The 22,499-nt window shown below is 69.9% G+C and carries 20 protein-coding genes and 3 pseudogenes; 15 read left to right on the top strand and 8 right to left on the bottom strand.

Going from position 1 to position 22,499, the window contains the following annotated elements; translation table 11 throughout:
- The first annotated feature begins 183 nt into the window (after positions 1–183).
- From AB0D93_RS07060 to AB0D93_RS07050, 3 genes are all read left to right on the top strand, one after another.
- Complete coding sequence (locus AB0D93_RS07060) at positions 184–939, top strand: GPP34 family phosphoprotein (protein ID WP_362114244.1); 756 nt, start codon at positions 184–186, stop codon at positions 937–939.
- Positions 940–1,210: 271 nt separating this feature from the next.
- The gene (locus AB0D93_RS07055) at positions 1,211–2,068 is read left to right on the top strand and encodes a helix-turn-helix transcriptional regulator (protein ID WP_362114241.1); all 858 of its coding nucleotides are present in this window, start codon (positions 1,211–1,213) and stop codon (positions 2,066–2,068) included.
- A 189-nt stretch (positions 2,069–2,257) separates the two neighbouring features.
- A complete protein-coding gene (locus AB0D93_RS07050) occupies positions 2,258–2,449 on the top strand; it encodes a DUF397 domain-containing protein (protein ID WP_362114238.1) in 192 nt (63 codons plus the stop codon).
- A 132-nt stretch (positions 2,450–2,581) separates the two neighbouring features.
- On the opposite strand, the gene AB0D93_RS07045 is transcribed toward AB0D93_RS07050, so the two are convergent.
- The 3 genes from AB0D93_RS07045 to AB0D93_RS07035 all read right to left on the bottom strand — a co-directional run bounded on the left by AB0D93_RS07045 (position 2,582) and on the right by AB0D93_RS07035 (position 5,173).
- A complete protein-coding gene (locus AB0D93_RS07045) occupies positions 2,582–3,478 on the bottom strand; it encodes a MerR family transcriptional regulator (RefSeq protein WP_362114235.1) in 897 nt (298 codons plus the stop codon).
- A gap of 66 nt (positions 3,479–3,544) precedes the next feature.
- Positions 3,545–4,033: a glutathione peroxidase gene (locus tag AB0D93_RS07040; protein ID WP_362114232.1), complete on the bottom strand. Its 489-nt coding sequence runs from the start codon at positions 4,031–4,033 to the stop codon at positions 3,545–3,547.
- Positions 4,034–4,171: 138 nt separating this feature from the next.
- A complete protein-coding gene (locus tag AB0D93_RS07035; RefSeq protein WP_362114229.1) occupies positions 4,172–5,173 on the bottom strand; it encodes a winged helix-turn-helix domain-containing protein in 1,002 nt (333 codons plus the stop codon).
- A gap of 113 nt (positions 5,174–5,286) precedes the next feature.
- Here AB0D93_RS07035 and AB0D93_RS07030 point away from each other — a divergent pair, with 113 nt between their 5' ends.
- Positions 5,287–6,522: an MFS transporter gene (locus AB0D93_RS07030; RefSeq protein ID WP_362114226.1), complete on the top strand. Its 1,236-nt coding sequence runs from the start codon at positions 5,287–5,289 to the stop codon at positions 6,520–6,522.
- An 87-nt stretch (positions 6,523–6,609) separates the two neighbouring features.
- On the opposite strand, the gene AB0D93_RS07025 is transcribed toward AB0D93_RS07030, so the two are convergent.
- The gene (locus AB0D93_RS07025; RefSeq protein WP_362114223.1) at positions 6,610–7,146 is read right to left on the bottom strand and encodes a DinB family protein; all 537 of its coding nucleotides are present in this window, start codon (positions 7,144–7,146) and stop codon (positions 6,610–6,612) included.
- Between the two features lie 461 nt (positions 7,147–7,607).
- Between AB0D93_RS07025 and AB0D93_RS07020 the strand changes: the two genes are divergently transcribed.
- Positions 7,608–8,810, top strand: a complete 1,203-nt coding sequence (locus AB0D93_RS07020) for a glycosyltransferase family 2 protein (RefSeq protein WP_362114220.1) — start codon at positions 7,608–7,610, stop codon at positions 8,808–8,810.
- A 546-nt stretch (positions 8,811–9,356) separates the two neighbouring features.
- Here AB0D93_RS07020 and AB0D93_RS07015 read toward each other — a convergent pair.
- Positions 9,357–10,259, bottom strand: coding sequence for a slipin family protein (locus AB0D93_RS07015; protein WP_362114217.1), 903 nt, complete (start codon positions 10,257–10,259; stop codon positions 9,357–9,359).
- A 329-nt stretch (positions 10,260–10,588) separates the two neighbouring features.
- Between AB0D93_RS07015 and AB0D93_RS07010 the strand changes: the two genes are divergently transcribed.
- From AB0D93_RS07010 to AB0D93_RS06995, 4 genes are all read left to right on the top strand, one after another.
- Complete coding sequence (locus AB0D93_RS07010; RefSeq protein WP_362114214.1) at positions 10,589–10,999, top strand: cupin domain-containing protein; 411 nt, start codon at positions 10,589–10,591, stop codon at positions 10,997–10,999.
- A 351-nt stretch (positions 11,000–11,350) separates the two neighbouring features.
- A complete protein-coding gene (locus AB0D93_RS07005; protein WP_362114211.1) occupies positions 11,351–11,797 on the top strand; it encodes a cupin domain-containing protein in 447 nt (148 codons plus the stop codon).
- Positions 11,798–12,667: 870 nt separating this feature from the next.
- A complete protein-coding gene (locus tag AB0D93_RS07000; protein WP_362114208.1) occupies positions 12,668–13,894 on the top strand; it encodes a protein kinase in 1,227 nt (408 codons plus the stop codon).
- A 610-nt stretch (positions 13,895–14,504) separates the two neighbouring features.
- The gene (locus AB0D93_RS06995) at positions 14,505–15,761 is read left to right on the top strand and encodes a thymidylate synthase (protein WP_362114205.1); all 1,257 of its coding nucleotides are present in this window, start codon (positions 14,505–14,507) and stop codon (positions 15,759–15,761) included.
- Here the strand turns inward: AB0D93_RS06995 and AB0D93_RS06990 are convergent.
- Positions 15,698–16,036: pseudogene (locus tag AB0D93_RS06990) on the bottom strand (DUF6233 domain-containing protein); the annotation flags it as partial. The gene AB0D93_RS06995 and the pseudogene AB0D93_RS06990 sit on opposite strands and share 64 nt — an antisense overlap.
- 98 nt (positions 16,037–16,134) lie before the next feature.
- Between AB0D93_RS06990 and AB0D93_RS06985 the strand changes: the two are divergent.
- Together AB0D93_RS06985 and AB0D93_RS06980 are read left to right on the top strand one after the other, a co-directional pair.
- Positions 16,135–16,944, top strand: coding sequence for a universal stress protein (locus AB0D93_RS06985; RefSeq protein ID WP_362114202.1), 810 nt, complete (start codon positions 16,135–16,137; stop codon positions 16,942–16,944).
- A gap of 93 nt (positions 16,945–17,037) precedes the next feature.
- A pseudogene (locus AB0D93_RS06980) lies at positions 17,038–17,316 on the top strand (hypothetical protein); the annotation flags it as partial.
- Here the strand turns inward: AB0D93_RS06980 and AB0D93_RS06975 are convergent.
- A complete protein-coding gene (locus AB0D93_RS06975) occupies positions 17,258–17,827 on the bottom strand; it encodes a histidine phosphatase family protein (RefSeq protein ID WP_362114199.1) in 570 nt (189 codons plus the stop codon). The pseudogene AB0D93_RS06980 and the gene AB0D93_RS06975 sit on opposite strands and share 59 nt — an antisense overlap.
- 159 nt (positions 17,828–17,986) lie before the next feature.
- A complete protein-coding gene (locus tag AB0D93_RS06970) occupies positions 17,987–18,604 on the bottom strand; it encodes a TetR/AcrR family transcriptional regulator C-terminal domain-containing protein (RefSeq protein ID WP_362114196.1) in 618 nt (205 codons plus the stop codon).
- 64 nt (positions 18,605–18,668) lie between these two features.
- On the opposite strand from AB0D93_RS06970, the gene AB0D93_RS06965 reads away from it, so the two are divergent.
- From AB0D93_RS06965 to AB0D93_RS06950, 4 genes and pseudogenes are all read left to right on the top strand, one after another.
- Positions 18,669–19,931 carry a beta-ketoacyl-[acyl-carrier-protein] synthase family protein gene (locus AB0D93_RS06965; RefSeq protein WP_362114193.1) on the top strand — a complete coding sequence of 421 codons (1,263 nt, stop codon included), beginning with the start codon at positions 18,669–18,671 and terminating at the stop codon, positions 19,929–19,931.
- A 20-nt stretch (positions 19,932–19,951) separates the two neighbouring features.
- Positions 19,952–20,310: pseudogene (locus tag AB0D93_RS06960) on the top strand (Tn3 family transposase); the annotation flags it as partial.
- A 36-nt stretch (positions 20,311–20,346) separates the two neighbouring features.
- A complete protein-coding gene (locus AB0D93_RS06955) occupies positions 20,347–21,003 on the top strand; it encodes a TetR/AcrR family transcriptional regulator (protein ID WP_362114190.1) in 657 nt (218 codons plus the stop codon).
- Complete coding sequence (locus AB0D93_RS06950) at positions 21,000–22,427, top strand: MFS transporter (RefSeq protein WP_362114187.1); 1,428 nt, start codon at positions 21,000–21,002, stop codon at positions 22,425–22,427. Before AB0D93_RS06955 ends, AB0D93_RS06950 begins: the two co-directional genes overlap by 4 nt.
- Positions 22,428–22,499 lie beyond the last annotated feature (72 nt).

The following is a 22,499-nucleotide window of genomic DNA, read 5'->3' as shown; positions in this document are numbered from 1 at the left end:
ATGCGCCGCACGCCCACGCGCGCGCCCTGTCCGAACCATGTACCAGTGTCCTGTGTGAGGGCTTAACCCCTGCGGTAGACGAGAACGACATACCTACCGGTTCCCTCACGAACCGGTCACGCACCCTCGACAGACCAATGTGAGAGGGGTCACCCTGTCATTCATCCACGCGGGGAGGCATGGATGGGCAGGAGCCGCAGAACACTTCCGGAGGAGCTTCTGCTGCTGGCACTGGACCCGGCCACGGGTACCACTGCGCAGCCGCAGTCGCTCGACCTCGGTCTGGCCGGAGCACAGCTAGTGGAGCTGGCGCTGGCCGGACGGATAGCCCCAGACGGGGATCGTATCGCCGTGGTGGTGCCACGGCCGACAGGAGATCCGACTCTGGACTGCGCGTTGGAGTTGCTGCGAAGGCGTGGCGCTCCCGTGCGTGCCGTCCATTGGATCGGCGGGCCCCGGCTGGGGCTCCGTCAGACGTATCTCTCGCATCTGGAGCGGTGCGGCATGGTGCACGCCGTGGCCGGCCAGATGTGCGGGGTGCTGCCGACGACTCGCTATCAGGCGACGGACAACGAGATCAGCCGGGAGATCAGGGCCCGGCTGGATTCCGCGATCCGCACCGGCGTACCGCCGGACCCGCGGACCGCGGCGCTCGCCGCCCTGGCGCACGCCGTCGGACTCGGCAAGCACCTGTACCCGGGCAACGAGGGGCGCTCGTCCCGGTCCCGGTTGCGGGATCTGATCCGGCACGACCCCATGGGCGGTCTTGTCGCGCATGCCGTGATGGACGTGCAGAACGGTGCGGCCGCGCAGCCGCGCCGGGGGCCGGCCGCCACCGGCCGGCAGGGCGCGGCCGGCGCAAGGTCCGCAGCGGAACCCGCTCGGGGGGTTCCGATGCAGCCGCACCGCGGGTCCATGGCACGCGCCGTGGCCCACTGAGCCGTACCGCCGGTTCGAGCCGTAACCCCGGTTCGCCCAGACCCGGTTCGGGAGCCGCTGGTCAGAGCGGGGCGGCGAGACCCTCGTGGACTCGCCGTCCCGCTCGACTGCGTCCACGGCACCCCATCGGGTGGCGAGCCGTGGCGAACTGACGCGTACGCGCCGCATATCCACCATTTCCCAGCGGTAGAAAGCACCTTGGTGGCAGTCTGCTCAACAGCAGATACGGAAAGTGTTAAGCAACAGGCAGGCAGCCGGAGGTGCACGTCCCGTGGCGTCCAATGTCAATCCCACCGTCAGGCGGCGCCGGCTGGGCCAGGAGCTGCGCAGGCTCCGCGAGCTCAAGGGCATGACGGCCGAGGAAGTGGCCGAGCGACTGCTCGTGTCGCAGTCGAAGATCAGCCGGCTGGAGAACGGCCGCAGAAGCATCAGTCAGCGCGACGTGCGCGATCTCTGCGGGGTGTACGAGGTCGAGGACCAGCGGATCGTCGACTCGCTGATGGAGATGGCCCGCGATTCCCGGCAGCAGGGGTGGTGGCACACCTTCGGGGACATCCCGTACAGCGTCTACATCGGTCTGGAGACCGACGCCGAGTCGCTGCGGGTGTACGAACCCCAGCTGGTGACCGGACTGTTGCAGACCCGCGCCTACGCCGAGGCCCTGGTGCAGGGCGCACTGCCGGAGACGTCGACCGCGGAGATCGAGAAGCGCGTCCAGGTGCGCATGCGCCGACAGGAACGTATCACCGCCGAGAACAACCCGCTCCGGCTGTGGGTCGTGCTCGACGAGGCGGCACTGAAGCGCGTCGTCGGCAGCAGGCTGGTGATGCGCGAGCAGCTGGAGCACCTGATCGAGATGTCCCAGCTGCCGCACGTCACCGTGCAGGTGCTGCCCTTCGAGGTGGGCGCGCATCCGGGGCTCAACGGCCAGTACGCCATCCTGGAGTTCGCCGACGCGGCCGACTCCAGCGTGGTGTACCTGGAGGGCGTCACCAGCGACCTGTACCTGGAGAAGGCCCAGGACGTGCAGAAGTACGCCGTGATGTATGAGCATCTGCGGGCACAGTCCCTCAACGTGGAGCAATCCCGGCAATTCATTGCGAAGGTGGCGAAACAGTACGCGGACTGAAGTGCTGTCACGGAGGGCGCCGGATCGTACACCGTCAGTCCGCTCCAGTGGAAGGTCCATCTGGAATATGCCATCCGGTCGAGTGAACGGCCACTCCAGCGGAGGCGGTTGCCCGGTAGCGTCGATCACGCCAATCAGACGACAAGGTTGGCGTGAACCGCACTACCGCAACTCGCAACAGGAGTGGACATGGCACTGATTCAGGGCGCTTCGGAGACGTGGATGAAGTCCTCCTATTCCGCGGGCAACGGCGCCTGCGTCGAGGTCAAGTCGCCCACCAACGCCGAACTCGCCGTCCGTGACTCCAAGGTCATCGAGGGCCCGATCCTGGCCTTCCCCGCCGATGCCTGGAACGCCTTCGTCACCTCGGTCAAGGCCTAGGGGGCCCTCCCTGACCTTCGTCAGTGAAGACCCCACGACGAAAACAACTTCACAAGCACCGCCAGAAGAGCCCTCTCGACCAGTCGCCGTCCTTGCCGAGGGGGCTCGGTCACATCCGGCGGCGCCGGCCGCTCACCGCACCGGGAACGCCACGTCGCACACCAGGTCCCCGGGGCCCGAAGCGTCCCAGTCCGCGAAGTAGACCTCACGGCAGGGGCCGGCCATCTCCAGGCCCTCGGCCGTCATCCACTGCTCCACCGCCTCGAAGGCGGCCAGGATCTGCGGGTGCGCCACCTGGGCCTTGGTGATCCGGGTGTAGGCCAGCCGGGCCGCGGGCTCCACCCGTACCGCCGTCTCCCAGGCCCGCCCCCGCCCGGCGGCCCACGCCCGGGCCGCCGCCTCGTCGGCCACCGGTACACAGGACTCCGCCGGGCCGTCGCTCTCCATCGACACCTCGGAGTGGTAGACCACGAACGGCGCCCCGGTCATGCCCCCGCACTCCCGTGCCGCCGCCTCCAGCCGCCCGAAGGACGCGCCGATCCACGTCGGCAACTCGTCCGCGAGCGTGTGCCGCGACTCGGTGACCACCACCTGTGCCGGCACGTCCACGGTCTCGATCACGAACTTCTCGTACATCTCGGAGCTCCTCCCCGACAGCCGTCCACGGAGGTACTCGGCGAGCGTCCGCTGCCCGGCCACCCGGGTCTCCACGTCCGCCCAGTAGGCGGCGAGCCGGCCGGCGGCCTCGGGACCCTCGGCGCCGAGCACCTCGGCGATCCGGGCCAGCGGCATGTCCAGCTGCCGCAGCAGGGCCACCAGCCGGGCGCGCCCAGCCTGGTCGGCGCGGTAGTAGCGGTAGCCGGTCGCCTCGTCGACGTGCGCGGGGGCCAGCAGGCCCAGGCGGTCGTACAGGCGCAGCGCCTTGGCCGACAGCCGGGCCCGCGCGGCGAACGCGCCGATGGTGAGCAGGCCGTCGGTGGGCACGTCGTCGGTCAGCCGGTCGTCGTCCACCGTGTCATCCTCCGTCACCGGGCGGATCCGCCGCCCGGTGACAGGGACGTTCGGCCCTGCCCCAGGGGCAAGGTCAAGCAATGCTCAGCCGAGATGGGCCTCGATGGCCGTCACGACCGCGTCCGACTCCGGCTCGGTCTGCGGAGAGAAACGGGCGACGACCGTGCCGTCCCGCCCGACCAGGAACTTCTCGAAGTTCCAGCGGATGTCCCCGCTGTGCCCCTCGGCGTCGGCGAAGCCCACCAGGCGCTCGTACAGCGGGTGCCGGCCCTCGCCGTTCACCTCGACCTTCTCGGTGAGCGGGAAGCTCACGCCGTACGTCGCCGAGCAGAACTCCGCGATCTCCTCGGCGGTGCCGGGCTCCTGCCCGAGGAACTGGTTGCAGGGCACGCCGAGCACGGTGAAGCCGCGGTCGGCATAGCGCTCCTGCAGCTTCTCCAGGCCCGTGTACTGGGGCGTGAGGCCGCACTTGGAGGCCACGTTGACGATGAGGACGGCCTTGCCCGCGTACTGGGGGAGGTCGGCGGGGCCGCCGGTGAGGGCGTCGATGTCGGTGTTCAGCACATTGGTCATGTGCGGGATGCTATGCGCTCCACCAGGGCGCCGGGACGGGGCATCGGGCGACCGCGGGCCCACCGCGGCCGGCCGCGCGGTCCCCGCGTCCGTTGCCGCACGGGGGGCGCTCGGGTCGGCACCTCCGGGAGGCACCCGTCAGCCCCGGCGAGCGTTCCCACCCCCGGCCGGCACCCGACCCGGTGCCTCCGCCAGGACATCCCCCGCCGCCGTCCTGCCGTACAGCACCGCCCGCCCCGCCCGCCGGCGCTCCACCAGCCCCGCCTCCCGCAGCACCTTCAGATGGCGGCCCACCGAGCCCAGCCCCTGCCCGGTCACCGCCGTCAGCTGGGTCGTGCTCATGGGGGAGGCGAGGAGGAGCAGGACCGCGGCGCGGGCCGGGCCGAGCAGGGCGCCCAGGGCGGAGGGCACGGCCCGGTCGGCCGGGTGGGCGAGGGCGCCGGCGCACGGGTAGACCGCCGCGTACCGCACCCCCTCCTCCCAGGCCACCCAGCCCGCCCGCTGCACGGTCACCGGGACGAAGACCAGCTCGGCTCCGGAGATCTCGCGCGGCGGGTACTCGTGGAGGTTGATCTGGAGCCGGTTCTCGCCGAGCCAGCGGGTGCGCCCGGGCCGCAGCGTGTCCAGCGCGCTCGCCCAGCCGCCCCGGCTCACCTGCGCCGTCCGGGCGACCACGTCCGCCTCCAGCACCCGTCGGCGCCGCTCCCAGGACGGTCGTACGGCCGCCTCCCACACCCACTCCAGCAGCGCGGCCGCCCGCTCGGGCAGGTCGTCCCGGTCCAGCTCGGCGGGGAGCGGACGGGCGAGGGAGGTCCGCAGATGGGCGCGGGCGACGTCCGGTGGGGTCGCCCGCACCCGGGCGACCGCGTCGGCGAACCCCTCACCGTCCCGGGGCGTGGGCGTCAGGAAGTCGGCGATCCACTCCCGGCCGAGCCCCGCCCGCACCAGTAGAGCCGTCACCGGCTCGGCCGCCAGCCGGGCCCGGTAGGCGGGCAGATGGACGCGCAGCCACTCCTGCTCACCGGGGTGCGCGGGATCGCCCGCGTACAGCAGCTTCAGACAGGCGAAGGTCTCGGCGAGCGGCGAGACGACGAACCGGCTGCGGGCGAGCGTGTCCGCGTTGAGCTGCCACCAGCCCACTTCCGCACCCCCCTCACGGCCGTACGACCGCCGCCTCCGGCACGGCTCAAGGACCTTTCGCGCTGTGGCGAAACAATAACGGGCCCGCCCACGACCGGCCGAGACTCCGGGGCATGCCCAGTTACCGATCCCTGTTCCGGACCCCGGAGTTCACCCCGCTCTTCCTCGGCTCGGCCGCGCAGACCGCCGCCCAGACCGTCGGCGGCCTCGCGCTCGGCACGCTCGTGTACCGGGCGACCGGGTCGCCGCTGCTGTCGGCGGTGAGCATGTTCGGTCCGTCGCTCGCCCAGGTGCTGGGCGCGACCTTCCTGCTGTCCGGCGCCGACCGGCTGCCGCCCCGTACGGCGCTGTCCGCGATCGCGCTGGCCTTCGCGGCCGGTACGGCGGTGCAGGCGCTGCCCGGCCTGCCGGTCGGCGCGGTCTTCGCGGTCGTCCTGGTGCTGGGACTCGTGGCCTCCCTCGGCGGCGGGGTCCGCTGGGGCCTGCTGAACGAGATCCTCGCCAAGGACGGCTACCTGCCGGGGCGTTCGCTGTTCAACATGATGAGCGGGCTGATGCAGATCGCCGGGTTCGCGACCGGGGGCGCCCTGCTCACCGCGCTCTCCCCGCGGGTGTGCCTGCTGCTGGCGGCGGTCCTGTATCTCACGGCTGCGCTCGTCCTGCGCCTCGGCCTGACCGCCCGCCCGCCCCGGACGGCGGGCCGCCCCTCCGCGTCGGCGACCCGGCGCACCAACGCCCTGCTGTGGTCGTCCCGCCCGCGCCGCCTCACCTATCTGGGCCTGTGGCTGCCCAACGGGCTGGTCGTCGGCTGCGAGTCGCTGTACGTGTCGTACGCGCCGCACGCGGCCGGCACCCTGTTCGCCTGCGGGGCGCTCGGGATGTTCGCCGGGGACGTGGCGGTGGGCCGGCTGCTGCCGCCCGCGGTACGGCGCCGGTCGGCGACCCCGCTGCTCCTCCTGCTGGCGACGCCGTACCTGGTGTTCTGCGCGCACCCGCAGCTGCCGGTGGCCGCGGTGTGCGTGACGGTCGCGTCCGCGGGCTTCGGGGCGAGCCTGGTCCAGCAGGAGCGGCTGATGGACCTGACCCCGGCCGAACTCGCCGGCCACGCCCTGGGCCTGCACTCCTCCGGCATGCTCACCCTACAGGGCGTGAGTGCAGCGCTGGCCGGCACGCTGGCCCAACTCACCTCACCTGCCGTGGGGATGACGATGATGGCGGCGGGCTCGGTGAGCGTGACGCTGACGCTGGCTATCGCGGGTCGGCGTTCTCCTGCGCCGGAACGGGAGCGGAAGCGTGCCCGGTCGGGGCCGGAGTCGGCTGGGGCAGCTGAGTCGGCTGAGGCGCGTTGAGATCGCCGTCGATCCTCTGCACGGGCCGGTCGAAGCGACGCGGACTCGGAGCAACCTCCGGCGGAAACCTCCGGTGGACAGGGCGGGTTACTCGCCCGTGGCACCGTCGATGGCTTCGCGGAGGAGATCCGCGTGCCCGATGTGACGGGCGTACTCCTCGATCACGTGCTCAAGGACGAAGCGCACATCGGTGTCACCGAACTCGGGGCTCGACACCGTGCGCGCAGGGTCGTCGGTCACCCGCGCGAACACCCGCCGTGACTCCTCGCAGGCCCTCACGTAGTCCTCGTAGACCTCCCGGGCCGGGGTCGGGTCGGACTCTTCGTACCACTCGTCACCGGCAGCGGTGACGTAGGTCCGGTACGGGAAGAACCGCGGGGTTGTGCCCGCCAGCGTCCGCTGGAACCAGTGCCGTTCGACCCCCTGCAGATGGCGCATGAGGCCCAGCAGGGTCAACCCCGAGGAAACCACGGGCCGTTGCCGCAGCTGCGCGTCGGACAGGCCCTCGCACTTCCACAAGAAGGTCGCCCGGTGGTGGTCGAGGTTCGAGGCGATCACCTCCAGCCATGAGCCCGATACCGTGCGCTCAGGCCGAACGATCTCGTGGACTACAACGTCGCTCACGCCGGGGCCTCCTTGCTCGTCATCGGGCCTGGTCGAGTACGCGCCCGCGCCGCGGGGACCGGGCGGCCCATCGCCACTCCGCGCCGAGCGCGTCCGCTCAGGAAGACTCCCCTCCGCGGCGGAACTCATCGGCGCGCCAGTGGTGGCCACATGGCAGTGGACATGCCGGGCTTGAACGCCCATGACACCGATCTGACCAGCGGACGGGCCGGCATGAATATCACTCGAACGACTCACGCGTCGTGTCCTGATTTGCCCCTTTAGCCCCGTACAAAAGGTCTCGACACTCCAGGCGGTGGTCGGGAGCGCCCTGCGGCGCCTCGATGGCCTGGGCATCCTCATTCACGAAAGGGCGTCACCATGATGGGTTCGGGACCCTGTCCGCCGAAGGGCGGGCTGTGCGGGCTGCTCTACGCTGTCGTGGGGCTTATCTGCGGTATCGGCAAGATCCTGGGATAGAGGTGACGACACTTACCGTCATCGTCCCGGCGCACAACGAGGAGCGCGGCCTGCCCGCCACCCTGGAGGCGCTTCTGCGCCAGACGGTTGCGGCCGAAGAGATCATCGTCGTCGACGATGGCTCTTCGGACCGTACCGGGCAGGTTGCCGCCAGTTATGGGGTGACGGTCCTCAGACCGCCGCGCAACCTCGGAAGCAAGGCCAAGGCGCAGAACTACGCGTTGCCGCACTGCCGGACCGATCTGGTGCTGGCGGTCGACGCGGACACGGTCCTGGCCGACGACTACATCGAGAAGATCAAGCCGGCGTTCACCGACCCGCGGGTCATGGTCGCGGCCGGCTGCGTGCAGAGCCGCTTCGAGCGCACCTGGGCGGAGCGCGGCAGATCGATCGAGTACTTGTACGGCTTCCACTGGAACCGGCCGATCGAGAGCAGCGCGGGCAGCCCGGTGGTGTGCTCCGGCTGCTGCTCGGCCTTCCGGCTCCAGCCCCTGGTCGAGTTCGGCGGCTTCCCGGAGCGGACCATCGTCGAGGACATGGACTACACCTGGTCGGTGCAGATCGCCGGACACCGCGCCGTGTACGTCCCCGACGCCGTCGCCTGGGCCGCCGACCCCGAGGACCTGACCTATCTGCGCAAGCAGAACTGGCGCTGGGCCTGTGGGTACTTCCAAAACGTCCGCCTCCACCTGCGCAAGATGATCGTCCGCAGGCCCATGCTGGCCCTGTGGGTCCTGGCCAAGCTGTGGGACATGGCGACACTGCCGGTCTGGCTGTTCCTGGCCGTGTACACGGCCAGCAGCGGCGGGCCGCTCGCCACCGCCTTCGCCTGGATCATCGCCTGGTGGTTCGCCTCCTGGACCCTGCTGGTCCTGCTCCCCCTGATCTACGCGTCCCGGCGCCGCAAGATCCCCTTCCGGCGCATTGCGCGCAACTACCCCTACTCCTTCGCCACCAAGGCCGTGGACGCCTACTACGGGTGGAAAGGCTTCATCCTCGAACTCGTCCTCGTCCCGCTGGGCCTGTCCAAAGGACTCGTCGTCTACGAGAAAGGCCGGGCCGACACACCCGGTGCCACGCCCGCCGTGCCCAGCCCGAACCAGGGCGGACACCAGGGCGCCGACCGCGAAGGTCTACCCCTTCAGGCCGGAAACAGCCCAGTGGCGGACGCGGTACCGCCGGACCGACCCAAAGCCGATGTCTGACAGGAATTGCCGGACAGAGCCGGACAGCCCAGCGGGGCCTCGACCCCGGCTGACGCCTTCCCGCGAGACCACCTGGTCAAAGGCCCCGGACCAAGACCGGTCCGGGGCTTTTCCCATACACCCCCGACGGGGCACCAGGCAGATGGGAACGGGTGTGCCGCGGTTCCTCGGTGGGAATGGCGCGGTCAGCATCGCTGTGTGGTTGGGGTTCCCGCGGCGACATCAGCAGCAGCGTTTGGCGGAGTCGGTTGTCCGTGAGTACCGGCAGCCGGCCCATGGGCGTGACGGTTGCCGACCGTCGTTGCGCTGGTCCGCGCGCGCCCAGGTTGGGGCGCGCTGGTCGACGGGGACATAGTGGAGCCTCGTACCTGCGCCGTGAACAACGACCATCCACGACGCCGAGGCGGCAGGGCCTGCACTCCTCGGGCATGCCGACCCTGCAGGGCGTGAGCGCCGCGCCGGCCGGCACCCTGGCCCAACTCACCTCGCCCGCTGCGGGGATGACGATGATGGCGACGGGCTCGGTGGGCGTGACGCCGGCGCCGGCTATCGCGGGTCGGCGTTCTCCTGCGCCGGGAGGGGAGTCGGCGGGACGGGGGGCGGAGCGTGCTCGGTCGGGCCCTGCTCGGTCGGGGTCGGAGTCGGCTGATCCTGCTGAGTCTTCTGAGGTGTCCTGACCTCGCTGTCGATCTTCTGCACGGCGCGGTCGAAGTAGCGCAGCAGCTCGACGGGGAACGGCATGACGAGGGTGGAGTTCTTCTCGGCGGCCACCTCGACGACGGTCTGGAGGAGCCGCAGCTGCATGGCCTCCGGCGTGTCCGACATGATCCTGGAGGCGTTGGCGAGCTGCTGCGCGGCCTGGAACTCACCGTCGGCGGTGATGACCCGCGCCCGCCGTTCCCGCTCGGCCTCGGCCTGCCGCGACATGGACCGCTTCAGCGACTCCGGCAGCTGAACGTCCTTGATCTCGACACGGTCGATGTGGATGCCCCAGCCGGCGGCGGGGCTGTCGATCATCAGAGCGAGCCCCTCGTGCAGCCGCTCCCGATCGCTGAGCAGATCATCCAGGTCGCTCTTGCCGATGATGGACCGCAGCGAGGACTGGGCGACCTGCCCGACGGCGAAGACGTAGTCCTGCACCTCGATGGCCGCACGCACCGGATCGGTCACCCGGAAGTAGACGACCGCGTCGACCTTCACCGACACGTTGTCCTTGGTGATGCCTTCCTGGGTGGGCACGGGCATGGTCACGACCTGCACGTTCACCTTGCGCATACGGTCGGCGAAGGGGATCAGGAAGGTGATGCCCGGCTGCCGGTGCCCGGGCAGGGCCTTGCCCCACCGGAACACGACCCCGCGTTCCACCTGGTTGACCACCCGCATCCCGCTCTTCAGCACGAGCAGCGCCAACAGCACAACCACGACGACCGCCACCACAGTGCCTTCCATGGCACTCCATTCCTCGCAACGGCAGGGACACCGGGAAGGACACTGACCACGACCGAATGGATGCGGTGACCCGCGTCAGGAGTGGGTCAAGAATCGGGGGTGGCGGCGGAGGGCGTTGACGAGGCCGCCTCAGCCGCCATCACGGACGCGGACTGTGCAGCCCACAGCCAGGAGGGACGGTTGTCCCGGGACTCTCTGTGCGACGCGGAAAGCGCACGTGTGTCACAGAAGCCAGCTGTGTTTTGTCTCCGCTGTGAAGCAAGTTGCGTGAGGCCCGGAACCGCCCATGCGAGTGGTTAGTTCCGGGCAGCCTACGGAGGTGCAGCACCATGAACGAGAAGCGATCCGAGGATGAGTTCGGCCCCAAAATGCTGGATGACGTCAAGCCGCCCTTCGTACCCGAGGGCGCTTCGGCGATGACCACCCTCGTCGAGTGGCCTCCTGGTCATCCCGGGATGCCTCCGCACCGCCACTCGGGCCCGGCTTTCGGCTATGTGATCGAGGGCGCCATCCGGTTCGAGCTCGAAGGTGAGCCGGAGCGCGTGATCAAGGCCGGCGAGACGCTGTGGGAGCCGGGCGGTGAAAAGATCCATTACCAGAACGGCAACGCCTTGCCGGACGCACCGTCCAAGTTCGTTGTGGTCATGATGTGCGCGCCGGGCCAGCCGATGTACACGTTGGTCGACGAGGAGGAGCTGATGGAGCGGGCCCACCTGCGCGCCCCGCGTCCCACCGACTGACCTGCGGACTGCTTGTCCTGACACGGGGGTTCCGGATGGCGCAGCGGTGCCTCGCGGCCACTTCGCGGGGGCACGGGTCCGCTCACGGCCGCTGCCCTTCGCCGCCGCCAACACGCAGCGTTACCGCCGAGCCCCGGAGGGCGCTCGCCCATGCGTCGCGCACCGCGTCGTCGCAACCTGGACTCATGACCGTATGACGCGGCGGTGCGCGATCGCAGGTGCCCCGGCCCCAGGCATTCCGCAACGCCTCCCCCTCGACGGCATCGGCAGGAGCACCCTGACCGCCCGCCCGCCGCTCCTGCCACGAGTGGCTCCCCTGAGCCGCCCGGCCCACTCCTGGAGGCCCCGACGATGTCGAAGAACGAACCCGCGGCAGGCAGCGCTGAACGCCGACCGCGCTCAGAAGCCTGGAAGACGGCACTCACCGTGCTGCAGTCGGAGAAACCACCGTTCATCCCGGCAGGCGCAGAGGCGATGACGGCCCTCGTCGAGTTCCCGCCCGGCGATCCCGGCACCCCTCCGCACCGGCACTCGGGACCCGTCTTCGGCTACATGCTGGAGGGCGAGATGCTCTTCGAGCTGGAGGGCGAACCGGAGCGGGTCGTCAAGGCCGGCGAGACGTTCTGGGAGCCAGGCGGTGACGTCATCCACTACCAGGACGGCAACAACCGGACGGACGCGTGGAGCCGTTTCCTCGTCACCATGTTGTGTGAGCCGGGTCAGCCCATGCTCACCCTGGTCGAGGAAGAAGAGCTGACCGAGCGCCGACACCTGCGAGCTCCCCGCCCTGGCGCGTGACCTGCGCCGCCCTGCCGCCGCCGGTGCTTGCGCCGGTGCTCTTGCCGGGTGCTTCTCGCGAGCGGCCCCCGAAGGCCGGTTCGGCGAGGCAGCACCCCTGGGGAAGTCGGGAGCGCGAGACGGTCGGCGGAGCCTTGAGGGGCGGGTCAAGAGTCTGGTGCTCTTGAGCAGGGCGTGCGGGTGCTGGTGTCGGCCGAGCTGAAGGGGGGAGCTATTTTCCGCGCCGTACGCGCCGAGTTCCTACGACGGCCGAGAGGAGCAGCACCACGAGGCAGCACATGGTGATCACCGTGCCCCAGGATTCGCCCACCCACCACCGGCCGGCTGCACACGCGAGCCCCAGCACCAACGCGACCCCACCGTGGGACATCTCTTCACGGAGTTGTCGGTCTCGCAACCGTTCCCTTTCCCCCGTGACGCTCCTGACCCGCGGCGCGCTCTTGGAAGTGACCCCGCGCGGGTCATGGCGCCCACCCTCCGGGGGGAGGCTTTGCAGGCGCCGACGTGCTGGGGCGGGTCCGGTTCCCCCCGTGCCGGGCCCGCCCCTGCTATCCCGGAGCGGAGAGCCGTGTGGTGGCGGGCGCCCCAGAGGTGTGACGGCCCGTCACCCTGGTGCGCTGTAGGAGTGGGCCTGCGGACCCAGGGGCCACGGGGCACCCGCTCGCCCCCTGTACTCGAGCGGGTGGTCGCGCAATGAGGGGCAGGCAGGTGAATCCCCCGTCGTCTGCCCGCCCCGTGCTCACCCCGGCGCCCGGTCCGGCAGGGAGTGTGCGTCGGCCTGGGCAACGGGACCCGACGACGGCGAACCACAACCACGGGACATGCACGGGACATGGGGGAAAGACGAGCAACGCGACGATCGGGGTGGGTGTGCAGGGTCTGCTGGCGGACCGCTACGAGTTGCAGGAGTTGCTGGGACGCGGCGCGATGGGTGAGGTGTGGCGGGCCTGCGACCAACTCCTCGGGCGGCCCGTGGCCGTCAAACTGCTGCACGCCGAGGAGGCGGAGGATGCCGAGCGATTCCGTCTGGAGGCGCAGATCTCGGCCCGGCTCAACCACCCCAACGTCGTGGGCATGTACGACTTCGGTTCGTACCATGGTCGGCCCCACCTGGTCATGGAACTCGTCGACGGCTGGAACCTGGCCCAGGAGCGCTCCCTGCGCGGAGCTCTGGATCCGGCCGAGGCGGCAGCCATCACGGCCCAGGCGGCCGCCGGCCTCTGCGCGGCACACCGGCGGGGAGTGGTCCACCGGGACGTCAAGCCCGCCAACGTGATGCTGACCCCCGACCGCATGGTGAAGATCACCGACTTCGGCATCGCGCGCTTCGCCGAGGAGGCCGCCAGCGGCCTGACCGCCACGGGCAAGATCATCGGCACCGCCGACTACCTGGCCCCGGAACGCGCACTGGGCCGTCCCGCGCAGCCCGCGTCCGACGTCTACTCCCTCGGCTGTGTCCTGTACGAACTGCTCACCGGGCGGCCTCCGTTCAGCGGAGCCACGTCACTGGCCGTGGTCCAGCAGCACGTCAGTGCCACACCAGCACCGCCCGACCGCCTGCGCGCGGGCATACCGCAGCCGCTCTCCGACTACGTGCTGCACATGCTCGCGAAGGACCCGGACCACCGGCCCACGGCCGAGCAGGCGGCCGCCTGGCTGGCAACGCAGAACGGGACACCACGACCGGCCGAGCACGACGGCACCATCCACATGCCCGCCCCGGCAGTTCCGTCGTCTCCGGCCCCGCACGCCGGTGAATCCCGCTCCGGTACGCACTCCCGCCCCAGCGGTCGCCGCAAACTGGCCTCAAACGCCGTTCTCGCCGGCGTCGGCCTCGTGCTGTTCGCCGGCGCCACGGCCCTCGGCGCCTCGCTCGGTTCCGGCACCCCGGCACCTACGTCTCCGGCCTCTCCCGCACCCCCTCGCACAGCACCCACATTCGCCGGTCGGACCCCGGCCACCACGCCATCGCCTGCCCCTCCGTCCGCCAGGGCGACACACAGGCCGGAGCACGGTGGCGACCAGGGCGGCGCGTGGTCGGGCAAGCACGCCGCCGGGAACGGAGGAAAAGGACGGAAGCGGCACGCCGCCGACTGAGCCGCCGGGAGGTGCCGCTTCGGACGGAGGTGCCTCCCGTCTTGGGGACAGGTAACGGCCTTGCTGCCATGGTCGAAGCCGGTGATGCTGGGCCGATGCCAGGGCAGCGCAGAAGAAGGCGTCACCAGCAGGACGAGGCGCGGCGGGCTGCTGCTCGCTTCGCCCCTCACGCGGGCCGCTGGGAGGTGCTTTTCGAAACTCAGGACGAGTCGGAATGGCACGCTCATATCCGCCGTCTCCGAGCATCGAAGCAGCTCGACTGGGCGGCTATGCGGGCGGACACGTTCTGTGGTCGTCTGACGCAACCGACCACCTTCCGGTTGAGCCTGTTCGTGCCGAGGGCCAAGCCCGCTTCGGACCAGCACTCATCCAAGTAGTGCCACGCGTGTGGCACGCTCCCGATAATGACGAAGGGCCGGTCCGGGACGGAGCCCCTCCTGAGCCGGCCCTTCTCCCTGTGCCACCCCGGCAGGGTTCGGCCGGCAAGCCCGCCCCTGGCCACATGACGTCGGGCCAGGGGAAACCGCAGTCGCTGACGGCACCAGCCGTGCATTGCACACGTACGGCGCTCAGCTGCGCGCCCCTCGTCATGAGCTCGTAGCCTTGATTCATGGCGGAAGCCAGACCCGACGGCGGGCCGGACGACAGCCACAGAAAGGGTGACGTCTCCGGGCGGACACCTTCCGGCGGCTCAGCGCTCGCTGCCGCCGCGGCCGAGAGTGGCGCCGGAGCCGTCCAGCTCCCCGCATGGATCAAAGCCGTCGGCTGGTGCGGTGTCGCTGGGCTGATCTACCTGCTGATCTGCGCCGTGAGCATCATCAGCCGCGGCTTCGCGGGGCTGGGCACCGACGCGGCGCACACCATGTTCGCCTTCGCGGCGAACCCGTGGGTCGGGCTGAGCGTCGGCGTTCTCGGTACGGTCCTGATCCAGTCGTCGACCACGACGACGGCCATCGCGGTCACCGCCGTAGGGTCGGGCGCGTTGCCCATCCAGGGTGCGATCCCCATCATTTTGGGCGCGAATGTCGGCACCACGGTGACGACGAGCCTGGTCGCGCTGACCTTCATCGGCGACCGCACCGAGTTCCGCAGGGCGCTGGGCGCCTCGACCGTCCATGACTTCTATAACTGGCTCGCGCTGCTGATCTTCTTCCCGATCGAGCTGATCTGGCATCCGCTGCAATACATCAGCGGGACGTTGACCAATGCGCTGTACGGCACGGACTGGCTGCCGAATCCAGCCCACTTCAACTTCATCCGGGCAGCTACCAGGCCGGTGGAACACGGAGTGATCCACGCGACCTCGCACGTCAGCAGCACACTCGGTCCGCTGTTCACCATCGTGATCGGTGCCGCGCTGATCCTGGTCGCCGTCCGCTACCTGGGCAAGCTGCTCAAAGTGCTCATGGTCGGCAGGGCCCGCGACATCCTGATCAAGGCCGTCGGCCGCAACGCCTACCTCGCCATGGCGTCAGGCATGGGAGTAACCGTCGTCACCCAGTCCTCGACCATCACCACGTCCGTGCTGGTCCCCTTCGCCGGCACGGGCATCCTGACACCGACGCAGGTGTATCCCGTCGTCGTCGGTTCCAACCTCGGCACAACGTTCACGGTGGTCTTCGCGGCGTTCGCAGGCGTCGGACAGGACACGAAGATCGGCCTGCAGGCAGCCTTCGTGCACCTGATCTACAACCTCTTCGCGATCGTCGTGATCTACGTGATACCGCTCCTGCGCCCCGTACCGCTGTTCTGCGCCGAGAACCTCGCCCGCATCGCCTCCGAGCACCGGTGGGTCCTCGCCGTCTACCTCGTCACCGTCTTCATCGCGCTGCCCGCCCTGGTCATCGTGTTGGTGGGCGTGCTCTGAGAGCGGCGTCCGACGGCGCAATCGGTCAGGCCGAGTGCCCAGGAGCGATCCACTCGTCCAGCGGAGCGGCCTCCGCACCCACCATGGTCGCCGACAACCGCCGACAGCCAAGCCGCACGACGCAGCGTTGATCGACCGCACGACCTCAGGTCAGAGACCGGCCCGGCACCCGAATCGGGCCGGCAGTGGACGCACGGCGGTACCTGCCGACGCAACGCATCGAGTGCCTGCTCGCGTGTCGCTGGACGGCACGGCCCGCTCTTGGCGGCTGCCCAGCAGTCACCGGCCGGCTGGCGGCTGCGCTGGGCCGGAGTGAAGCTTGGAGCTGGAGTGACGGATGGGGTTCAGCAGCCGAAGTGAGTGTGGAGGCGCAGTGAGCGGCCTGGTCGTCGTAGGAGTGGATGGCTCGTCGTCGAGTGATGCCGCGGTGGTGCACGCCGTCCGGGATGCCCAGCGGCGTCGTGCAAAGCTGCGTGTGGTGCACGCTCTCAGTTGGCCGGTGAGGCCCATGTACGCACCGTTGGATATAGCGCCAATGATTCGCCTGGCGGATGACGCTGCACAACATGCCCGGAGCGTGGCGCCCGATGTTGAGGTCACCGATGCTGTGATGGTCGGCGATGCGGTTTCGGTGCTGTCGGCCGAGTCGCGAACCGCAGACCTGGTGGTCGTCGGCCGCCGAGGCATGGGTGGCTTCATCGGCATGCTGCTGGGCTCGACGGCGGTGTCCCTGACAGCCCACAGCCAGTGTCCCGTGATGGTGGTCCGTGAGGAACCGGACGGCTCCGGGCCGATCGTGCTGGCCGTCGACGGCTCCTCCGCCGGCGAGAAGGCAGTCGAATTCGCCTTCGACGAAGCATCGTTGAGGGGAGCCGAGATCAGAGCCGTGCACGCGTGGCTGCCCGACCATGCGCCGGCCGGTACGGGGGCGGAGAGCGCGGAGCGTCTACTTGCTCAGGCAGTCGCCGGTCGTGGGGGGAAGTATCCCGACGTCACTGTCACACAGGAGGTACTGAGCGGCGAATTCCGCGAGGTCTTGATTGAAGCAAGCAGGAACGCTCAGTTGATGGTGGTCGGAGCCAGAGGGCGCGGTGGCTTTTCAGGGATGCTGCTGGGTTCGGTGAGCCAGGCGCTGCTGCACCACGCGCACTGCCCGGTCGCCGTCGTCCGGGGGACTGCCTGACCAGTGCCGTACGCGGCCGACGAGCCGGTCGCGGAGTCCGGCTGCTCAGGAAGAGGCGACCCGAGCGTGGGTGACCGCCCTCGTAGATGAAGCAGATGTCAAACCCGGTTCCTGGAGTTCCGCCGCTACCTGCGAACCCTCTACCCGCCCGAGGTCCGTATCGCGATCGTCTGTGACAACTTCTCCCCGCACCTGACCACACCCCTACACCACGCCGACAACGACCGACGCCTGCACTCCGTCGTCGACAGGGCCAACGTCGCCCAATGGCACGGCAGTAGCTACACCTGGGACGGGATATGGACAGCCGCCATTACGGCACGTTCCACCCGAGCACGACTGGCAGCTTGTGCTCGTAACCCAGCGTGTTGATCGTCCCCGGATGCGGGTGCCCGAACTGCCGCGCGGCCGACGCGTCGAGCCCGAGCCAGCGCGCGGTGAGTATGCGTGACAGGTGGCCGTGCGCAACGACGGCCACGTCGCCCTTGTCCAGCAGCGGCCGGACCCGGTCGAGGAAGGCGTCGACCCGCACCGTCACGTGCCCGAGGTCCTCGCCGGCGTCGACGCCGTCGCGCCACAGCTCCCAGCCGGGCTTGAGTTCCTGGATTTGCTCGGCGGTCAGCCCCTCGTAGCGGCCGTAGTCCCACTCGATCAGGTCGGTGTCGGGCTCCGCGCCGCTCAGCCCCGCCAGTTCGGCGGTCCGTACGGCGCGAGTCAGCGGGCTGCTGTAGACGGCGACGAACTCCCGTTCGGCCAGCCGAGGTGCGAGCGCACGCGCCGCATCCTCCCCCGCCTTGGTCAGCGGTAGGTCAGTGCGGCCGGCATGCTGTCCGGTCCGGCTCCATGCGGTCTCGCCGTGCCTGATCAACACCAATTCGCCCATGGCTGAGGACCATATCTCACATCGAACACAGGGCGAACGTTGCCTGATACGGCACTAGCCGCAGCAGTGGAGCTCGTTGGCGACGGCAGACCCGCCGACCGCGACCAGGCCACCGTCGCGTGGGAATCGCGCACGTCGTCGCCGGCCTGTTCGGCTGCGCTAACCGAGATCGGGTTCGTCATGGATGGTCAACGCTCCGGCGAGGTCGAGGTCGGCGTTGGTGCCGTGTGCCCCGGCGCGGACGAGCAGCACTGCGCCGAGCGCGGTGCTCCAGAACGTCCTGGTCTCCACGCTGAGCGGTCGACGGGTCCTCCAGCCGCGACTGTCGATGAGCTGGCTCACGAAGCGCTCGGATTGCCGGAACAGCAACTGGAGGTGCTGGTCGACCACGGGGGCGAGTTCGGGCTTGGAGATCCCGGCGGCGAGTGCTCGCGCGACTGACGGGAGCGAGGGCATGGCCAGTACGGCGCGGGCGACGTTGCGCCGAAATGTCGCCGCATCAGGGGCTTGGCGACCGATGCGTTCGATCCGTCGGGCGTCGTGCAGCAAGCCGAGAAAGGCGGCGTGCACGAGCAGCGAGTCCTTGGAGCCGAAGTAGTAGGTGACGTGATTGGGGAAGACGCCCGCCGCGTTCGCGATCTCCGCGACGCTCACCTCAGCACCGGGCCGCTCCTTGCAGAGCCGGGCAGTTGCCTCAATCAGCCGGCGCCTCGTCACGCGACCGCGGTCACGCGACCGAGTCGACGTTGATCGAGCTTCGGTTCGCTTCTTCTCCACACCCAAATTGTATGTGATACAACAAGGCGGTCCACTTGTATCGCATACAAGAAAGGTTGAGGGCATGCACCGGACTGAAGTCGTCGTGACCGGACTCGGCGCGATCACACCACTCGGGGCAGACATGGCGTCCACCTGGAAAGCCCTGCTTGCCGGCGAGTCCGGCATCCGCGGCGGCGTCCTACCCGGCCACGAGGACACTGGTCTTCCCGACACCGTCGCGGGGACGATGGCGATCGACCCCACCGAGTTGCTGCTGCCGGTGCGGGCCAGGCGGCTCGACCGCTCGCAGCAGGCGGCCTTCGCCGCGGCGGCCGAAGCCTGGGCCGACGCCGGTGCCCCAAAGGTGGACCCGGACCGGCTCGCATCGGCGATCGGCACGGGAATCGGGGGCGTACGGACGCTGCTGAAGGAAGACGACGTGCTGGAGGCGGCCGGGACGCGGCGCGTCTCGCCACGTACGGTCCCGATGCTCATGCCCAATGCGGCGGCGGCGCTGATCAGTATCGAATACGGTGCACGAGCCGGGGTCTATACGCCCGTCTCGGCGTGCTCTTCCGGTGCCGAGGCGATCGCCCTGGGGGCCAGGCTCATCCGCGCCGGCGAGGCGGACGTGGTGATCGCGGGCGGGACCGAGGCCGCGATCACCCCGATCACCGTCGCCGGCTTCGCTCAGGCACAAGCACTGTCGCGGCATACCGCCGAACCCGCGTCTGCGTCCCGGCCGTTCGCAGCGGACCGCAGCGGATTCGTCCTCAGTGAAGGCGCTGCCGTCGTGGTGCTCGAAAGCGCCGAGCATGCCGGCGTCCGAGGCGCGCGCGTCCACGCGGTGCTCGCGGGTGCCGGCATCGCCGCCGACGCTCACCACATCACGGCGCCCGCCGCCGACGGCTCCGGTCAGATCTCGGCCATGCGGAAGGCCCTCGCGCAAGCCGGTTTGGCTCCCGAGCAGATCAGCCACATCAACGCCCATGCCACCGGAACTCCGGTCGGCGACGTCGCCGAGGCGCACGCGATCGGGAAGGTCTTCGGCCGCGCCACCGTGACGGCCCCCAAGGCGGCGCTCGGTCATCTCTTTGGCGCCGCCGGCGCGATCGAAGCACTCATCGCCGTCCTCAGTGTGAAGCACGGCGTCATCCCGCCGACCCGCAACATCACCGCAGCCGGCGTCGGTCCCGACATCGATCTCGATGTCGTCGCAGAGCGACGAGACGTCCCGCAGGAGGCCGTGCTCAGTAATTCCTTCGGCTTCGGCGGGCAGAACGTCTCGCTCATCGTCACCAGTGCACGACACCACGCGTCCCGTACCGCCTCGACGACGCCATGACCCACGCGAACGCACCGTAGTACGACCAGATGGTCAAGTACGCCACCGCCCTGCGCCTGGGCACCGCCGAGGCGGAGCAGGTGCTGCGGCGCTTCACCCACGGCGGCCCCAAGCACCCGACCTGCCAGGCCCTCGAAGAGCTGGGCCGCACGGTGCGCACGATCTTCGCGTGTGACTGCGGAGGAAGAAGCCGAGTGACGAGGACCGGCGTCGGCTGGCCCCGCTGTTCTGGTCGAACATCAACCCGCACGGCACGCTCCGCCTCGACAAGGGCCTCGACCTGTCGGGCGTGACCATTGCCGGTCAGCGTGCCGCCGTGAGCGAGCGAGCCGAGGCGGCCCCGCCACCCGCTGAGAACTATGATCACTCACCCAAATGAGTAGACAGTGTCTACGGTGCGTGATAGACACTGTCTATGGCTGATGAGAGCTCCCTTCGGGAGCGGTTGATCGATGTCGGGGTCGACCTTGTGCTGACCGAGGGCTCCGCGTCCGTGGGCCTGCGGGAAATAGCCCGGCGAGCGGGGGTGTCGCACGGAGCGCCACGCCGGTACTTCCCCACGCACCACGCGCTGCTCTCGGCTATCGGCCGTCGCGGCTTCGAGGACCTCGCAGCCATGTTCGAGGCCGCGGTCGCGGGCACGACCACACCGCGCGGCCAGCTGGAGGCCCTCGCACGGGCGTACGTCGGGTACGCAGTGGAACGCCGCGGCATGTTCGAACTCATGTGGCGGCACGACCTGTTCGACGGCGCGGCGCAGGCATCGGACCAACCGAGGCTGCGCGAGTCGACCCTCCCGCTGTTCCGGCACTTCACCGGACTCGTCACCCGATGCCTGTCGGAGAGGGAGGCCGCGCGCAACGCCGACGGGCCGAACGAGGCCGGACCGCCACCTGCGGTGACCGCCGCCGCCCTGTGGTCGAACCTGCACGGCGTGGCCCAGCTCTGGGCCTGGGGCAGCCTGCAACTCGCCCTCGGCGCCCCACCGCTGGACGGTGACCCCGGCGACGACCAACGCGACCGGCTCATCGCGGCAGTGCTGGACGCCCATCTCGGCCCGGAGACCTCATGACCGCCCCCGCACAGCGGCAGATTGCACTTCTGGTCAGCGTCGTCGGCGCGATGATCGTCGCACTGGACGGAACCATCCTGCTCATGGCGCAGCCCGGTATGCGGCGTGATCTCGGCGCGAGCGTGGCGCAGATCCAGTGGACGAGCACCGGCTATCTGGTCGCCGTGGCCGCGTTACTCGTGATCGCCGGGCGCCTCGGGGATCGGTACGGTCACCCGCGCCTGCTGTTCGTCGGTGTCCTCGGTTTCGGGGCTGCCTCGGCCGGGATCGCGCTTGCGCCGGCCGTCGGCTGGGTGATCGTCCTGCGCGCGGTGCAGGGCGGGTTCGCCGCGTTCCTGCAACCTGCGACGCTCGCGCTGCTACGGCTGGCGTATCCCGCGGACCGGCTCGGCACGCCGATCGCCATCCGCACCGGTGCGATCGCGGTGGCGGCAGGGTCCGGTCCGCTCCTGGGCGGTGTTCTCGTGGCTCATCTGGGATGGCGCGCCGTCTTCTGGGTCAACGTGCCCCTCGCGTTCGTCATCGCCGTTCTCGCCCTCGCCGTGCGGACGCCGGCACCTCAACGTGCCAACTCTCCACGGCTCAACCTCACCAGCACGGGCCTGCTGGCGGTCGCGCTCGCAACCCTGGTCCACGCCTTGTCCGACGTACCCGCGCGGGGGTGGACCGCCGCGCCGACGCTGCTCGAATTCCTCGCCGTCATCGGCGTCGCGACGGTGCTCACCTGGCACGAACGCCGCACCACGCACCCGATCGTTCCACCCGCCGTAGCGCGGTCCGTACCGGTGACGGCGTCGATGGCGATCCTGCTGTTCACCACCGCCGGCGTGTTCGGCGCGCTGTTCAGGGCCACGTTCTACCTCCAGGACGTACTTCGCCTCGACCCACTCGCCAGCGGTCTGCGCGTGCTCCCGCTGACCGTGCTCATGGTCCTCGGCTCACCCGCCGCGGTCGCGGCACTGCGCCGGTACGGTGCGCGCCGCATCGCGATCGCCGGTTCGGTCCTCGTCGTGGCCGGCATCGCGGGGCTGTCCCGGCCCGGTCCCGCCAGCACATGGATGGCCATGGCTGCAGTCTTTGCCGCCATCGGTGCCGGGTTCGCCACCGTGATGGTCACCGCCACCGGGACCGTCGTCGGTGACGCACCGCCCGGGTACGCCGGAGTCGTCAGCGGGCTCAAGCAGACCGCCATGAACATCGGGCCGACCTTCGGCATCGCCGTCGCGGCCAGCGCAACCGGCTCAACTGCTTCAACCATGAGCTCCACTCTGCTGATCCTGGCCGCACTCGCCGCTCTCGGCCTGCTGCCCGCGTCGCGGCTGCCCCGGCGCCCGGCCCACCAGGAAGGAGACGACACGACCGCCTCACGCCCGGCGCAAGCACCAACAACACAGGCGGCACCCGCTCGACACACAACCAGTTGAGCAAGGTGATCCAGCCTCTCCGCTGCCACCAGCCGATCGTCTTGCGCGCGATGGACAGCTCCCGGTTGACGG

Source organism: Streptomyces sp. NPDC048191, assembly GCF_040652655.1.
In the GTDB taxonomy this organism is placed as follows: Bacteria; Actinomycetota; Actinomycetes; order Streptomycetales; family Streptomycetaceae; genus Streptomyces.
Note: the sequence above shows the minus strand (reverse complement) of the source record. Positions and strands in the feature narration are given on the sequence as shown.

Bases quoted from the DNA above. Each gene is read 5' to 3' on its own strand.
- AB0D93_RS06950 (WP_362114187.1), top strand. From the start codon at position 21,000: ATGACCGCCCCCGCACAGCGGCAGATTGCACTTCTGGTCAGCGTCGTC.
- AB0D93_RS07030 (WP_362114226.1), top strand. From the start codon at position 5,287: ATGCCCAGTTACCGATCCCTGTTCCGGACCCCGGAGTTCACCCCGCTC.
- AB0D93_RS06975 (WP_362114199.1), bottom strand. From the start codon at position 17,827: ATGGGCGAATTGGTGTTGATCAGGCACGGCGAGACCGCATGGAGCCGG.
- AB0D93_RS06965 (WP_362114193.1), top strand. From the start codon at position 18,669: ATGCACCGGACTGAAGTCGTCGTGACCGGACTCGGCGCGATCACACCA.
- AB0D93_RS07005 (WP_362114211.1), top strand. From the start codon at position 11,351: ATGTCGAAGAACGAACCCGCGGCAGGCAGCGCTGAACGCCGACCGCGC.
- AB0D93_RS06995 (WP_362114205.1), top strand. From the start codon at position 14,505: ATGGCGGAAGCCAGACCCGACGGCGGGCCGGACGACAGCCACAGAAAG.
- AB0D93_RS07060 (WP_362114244.1), top strand. From the start codon at position 184: ATGGGCAGGAGCCGCAGAACACTTCCGGAGGAGCTTCTGCTGCTGGCA.
- AB0D93_RS07040 (WP_362114232.1), bottom strand. From the start codon at position 4,033: ATGACCAATGTGCTGAACACCGACATCGACGCCCTCACCGGCGGCCCC.
- AB0D93_RS07015 (WP_362114217.1), bottom strand. From the start codon at position 10,259: ATGGAAGGCACTGTGGTGGCGGTCGTCGTGGTTGTGCTGTTGGCGCTG.
- AB0D93_RS07010 (WP_362114214.1), top strand. From the start codon at position 10,589: ATGAACGAGAAGCGATCCGAGGATGAGTTCGGCCCCAAAATGCTGGAT.
- AB0D93_RS06955 (WP_362114190.1), top strand. From the start codon at position 20,347: ATGGCTGATGAGAGCTCCCTTCGGGAGCGGTTGATCGATGTCGGGGTC.
- AB0D93_RS07050 (WP_362114238.1), top strand. From the start codon at position 2,258: ATGGCACTGATTCAGGGCGCTTCGGAGACGTGGATGAAGTCCTCCTAT.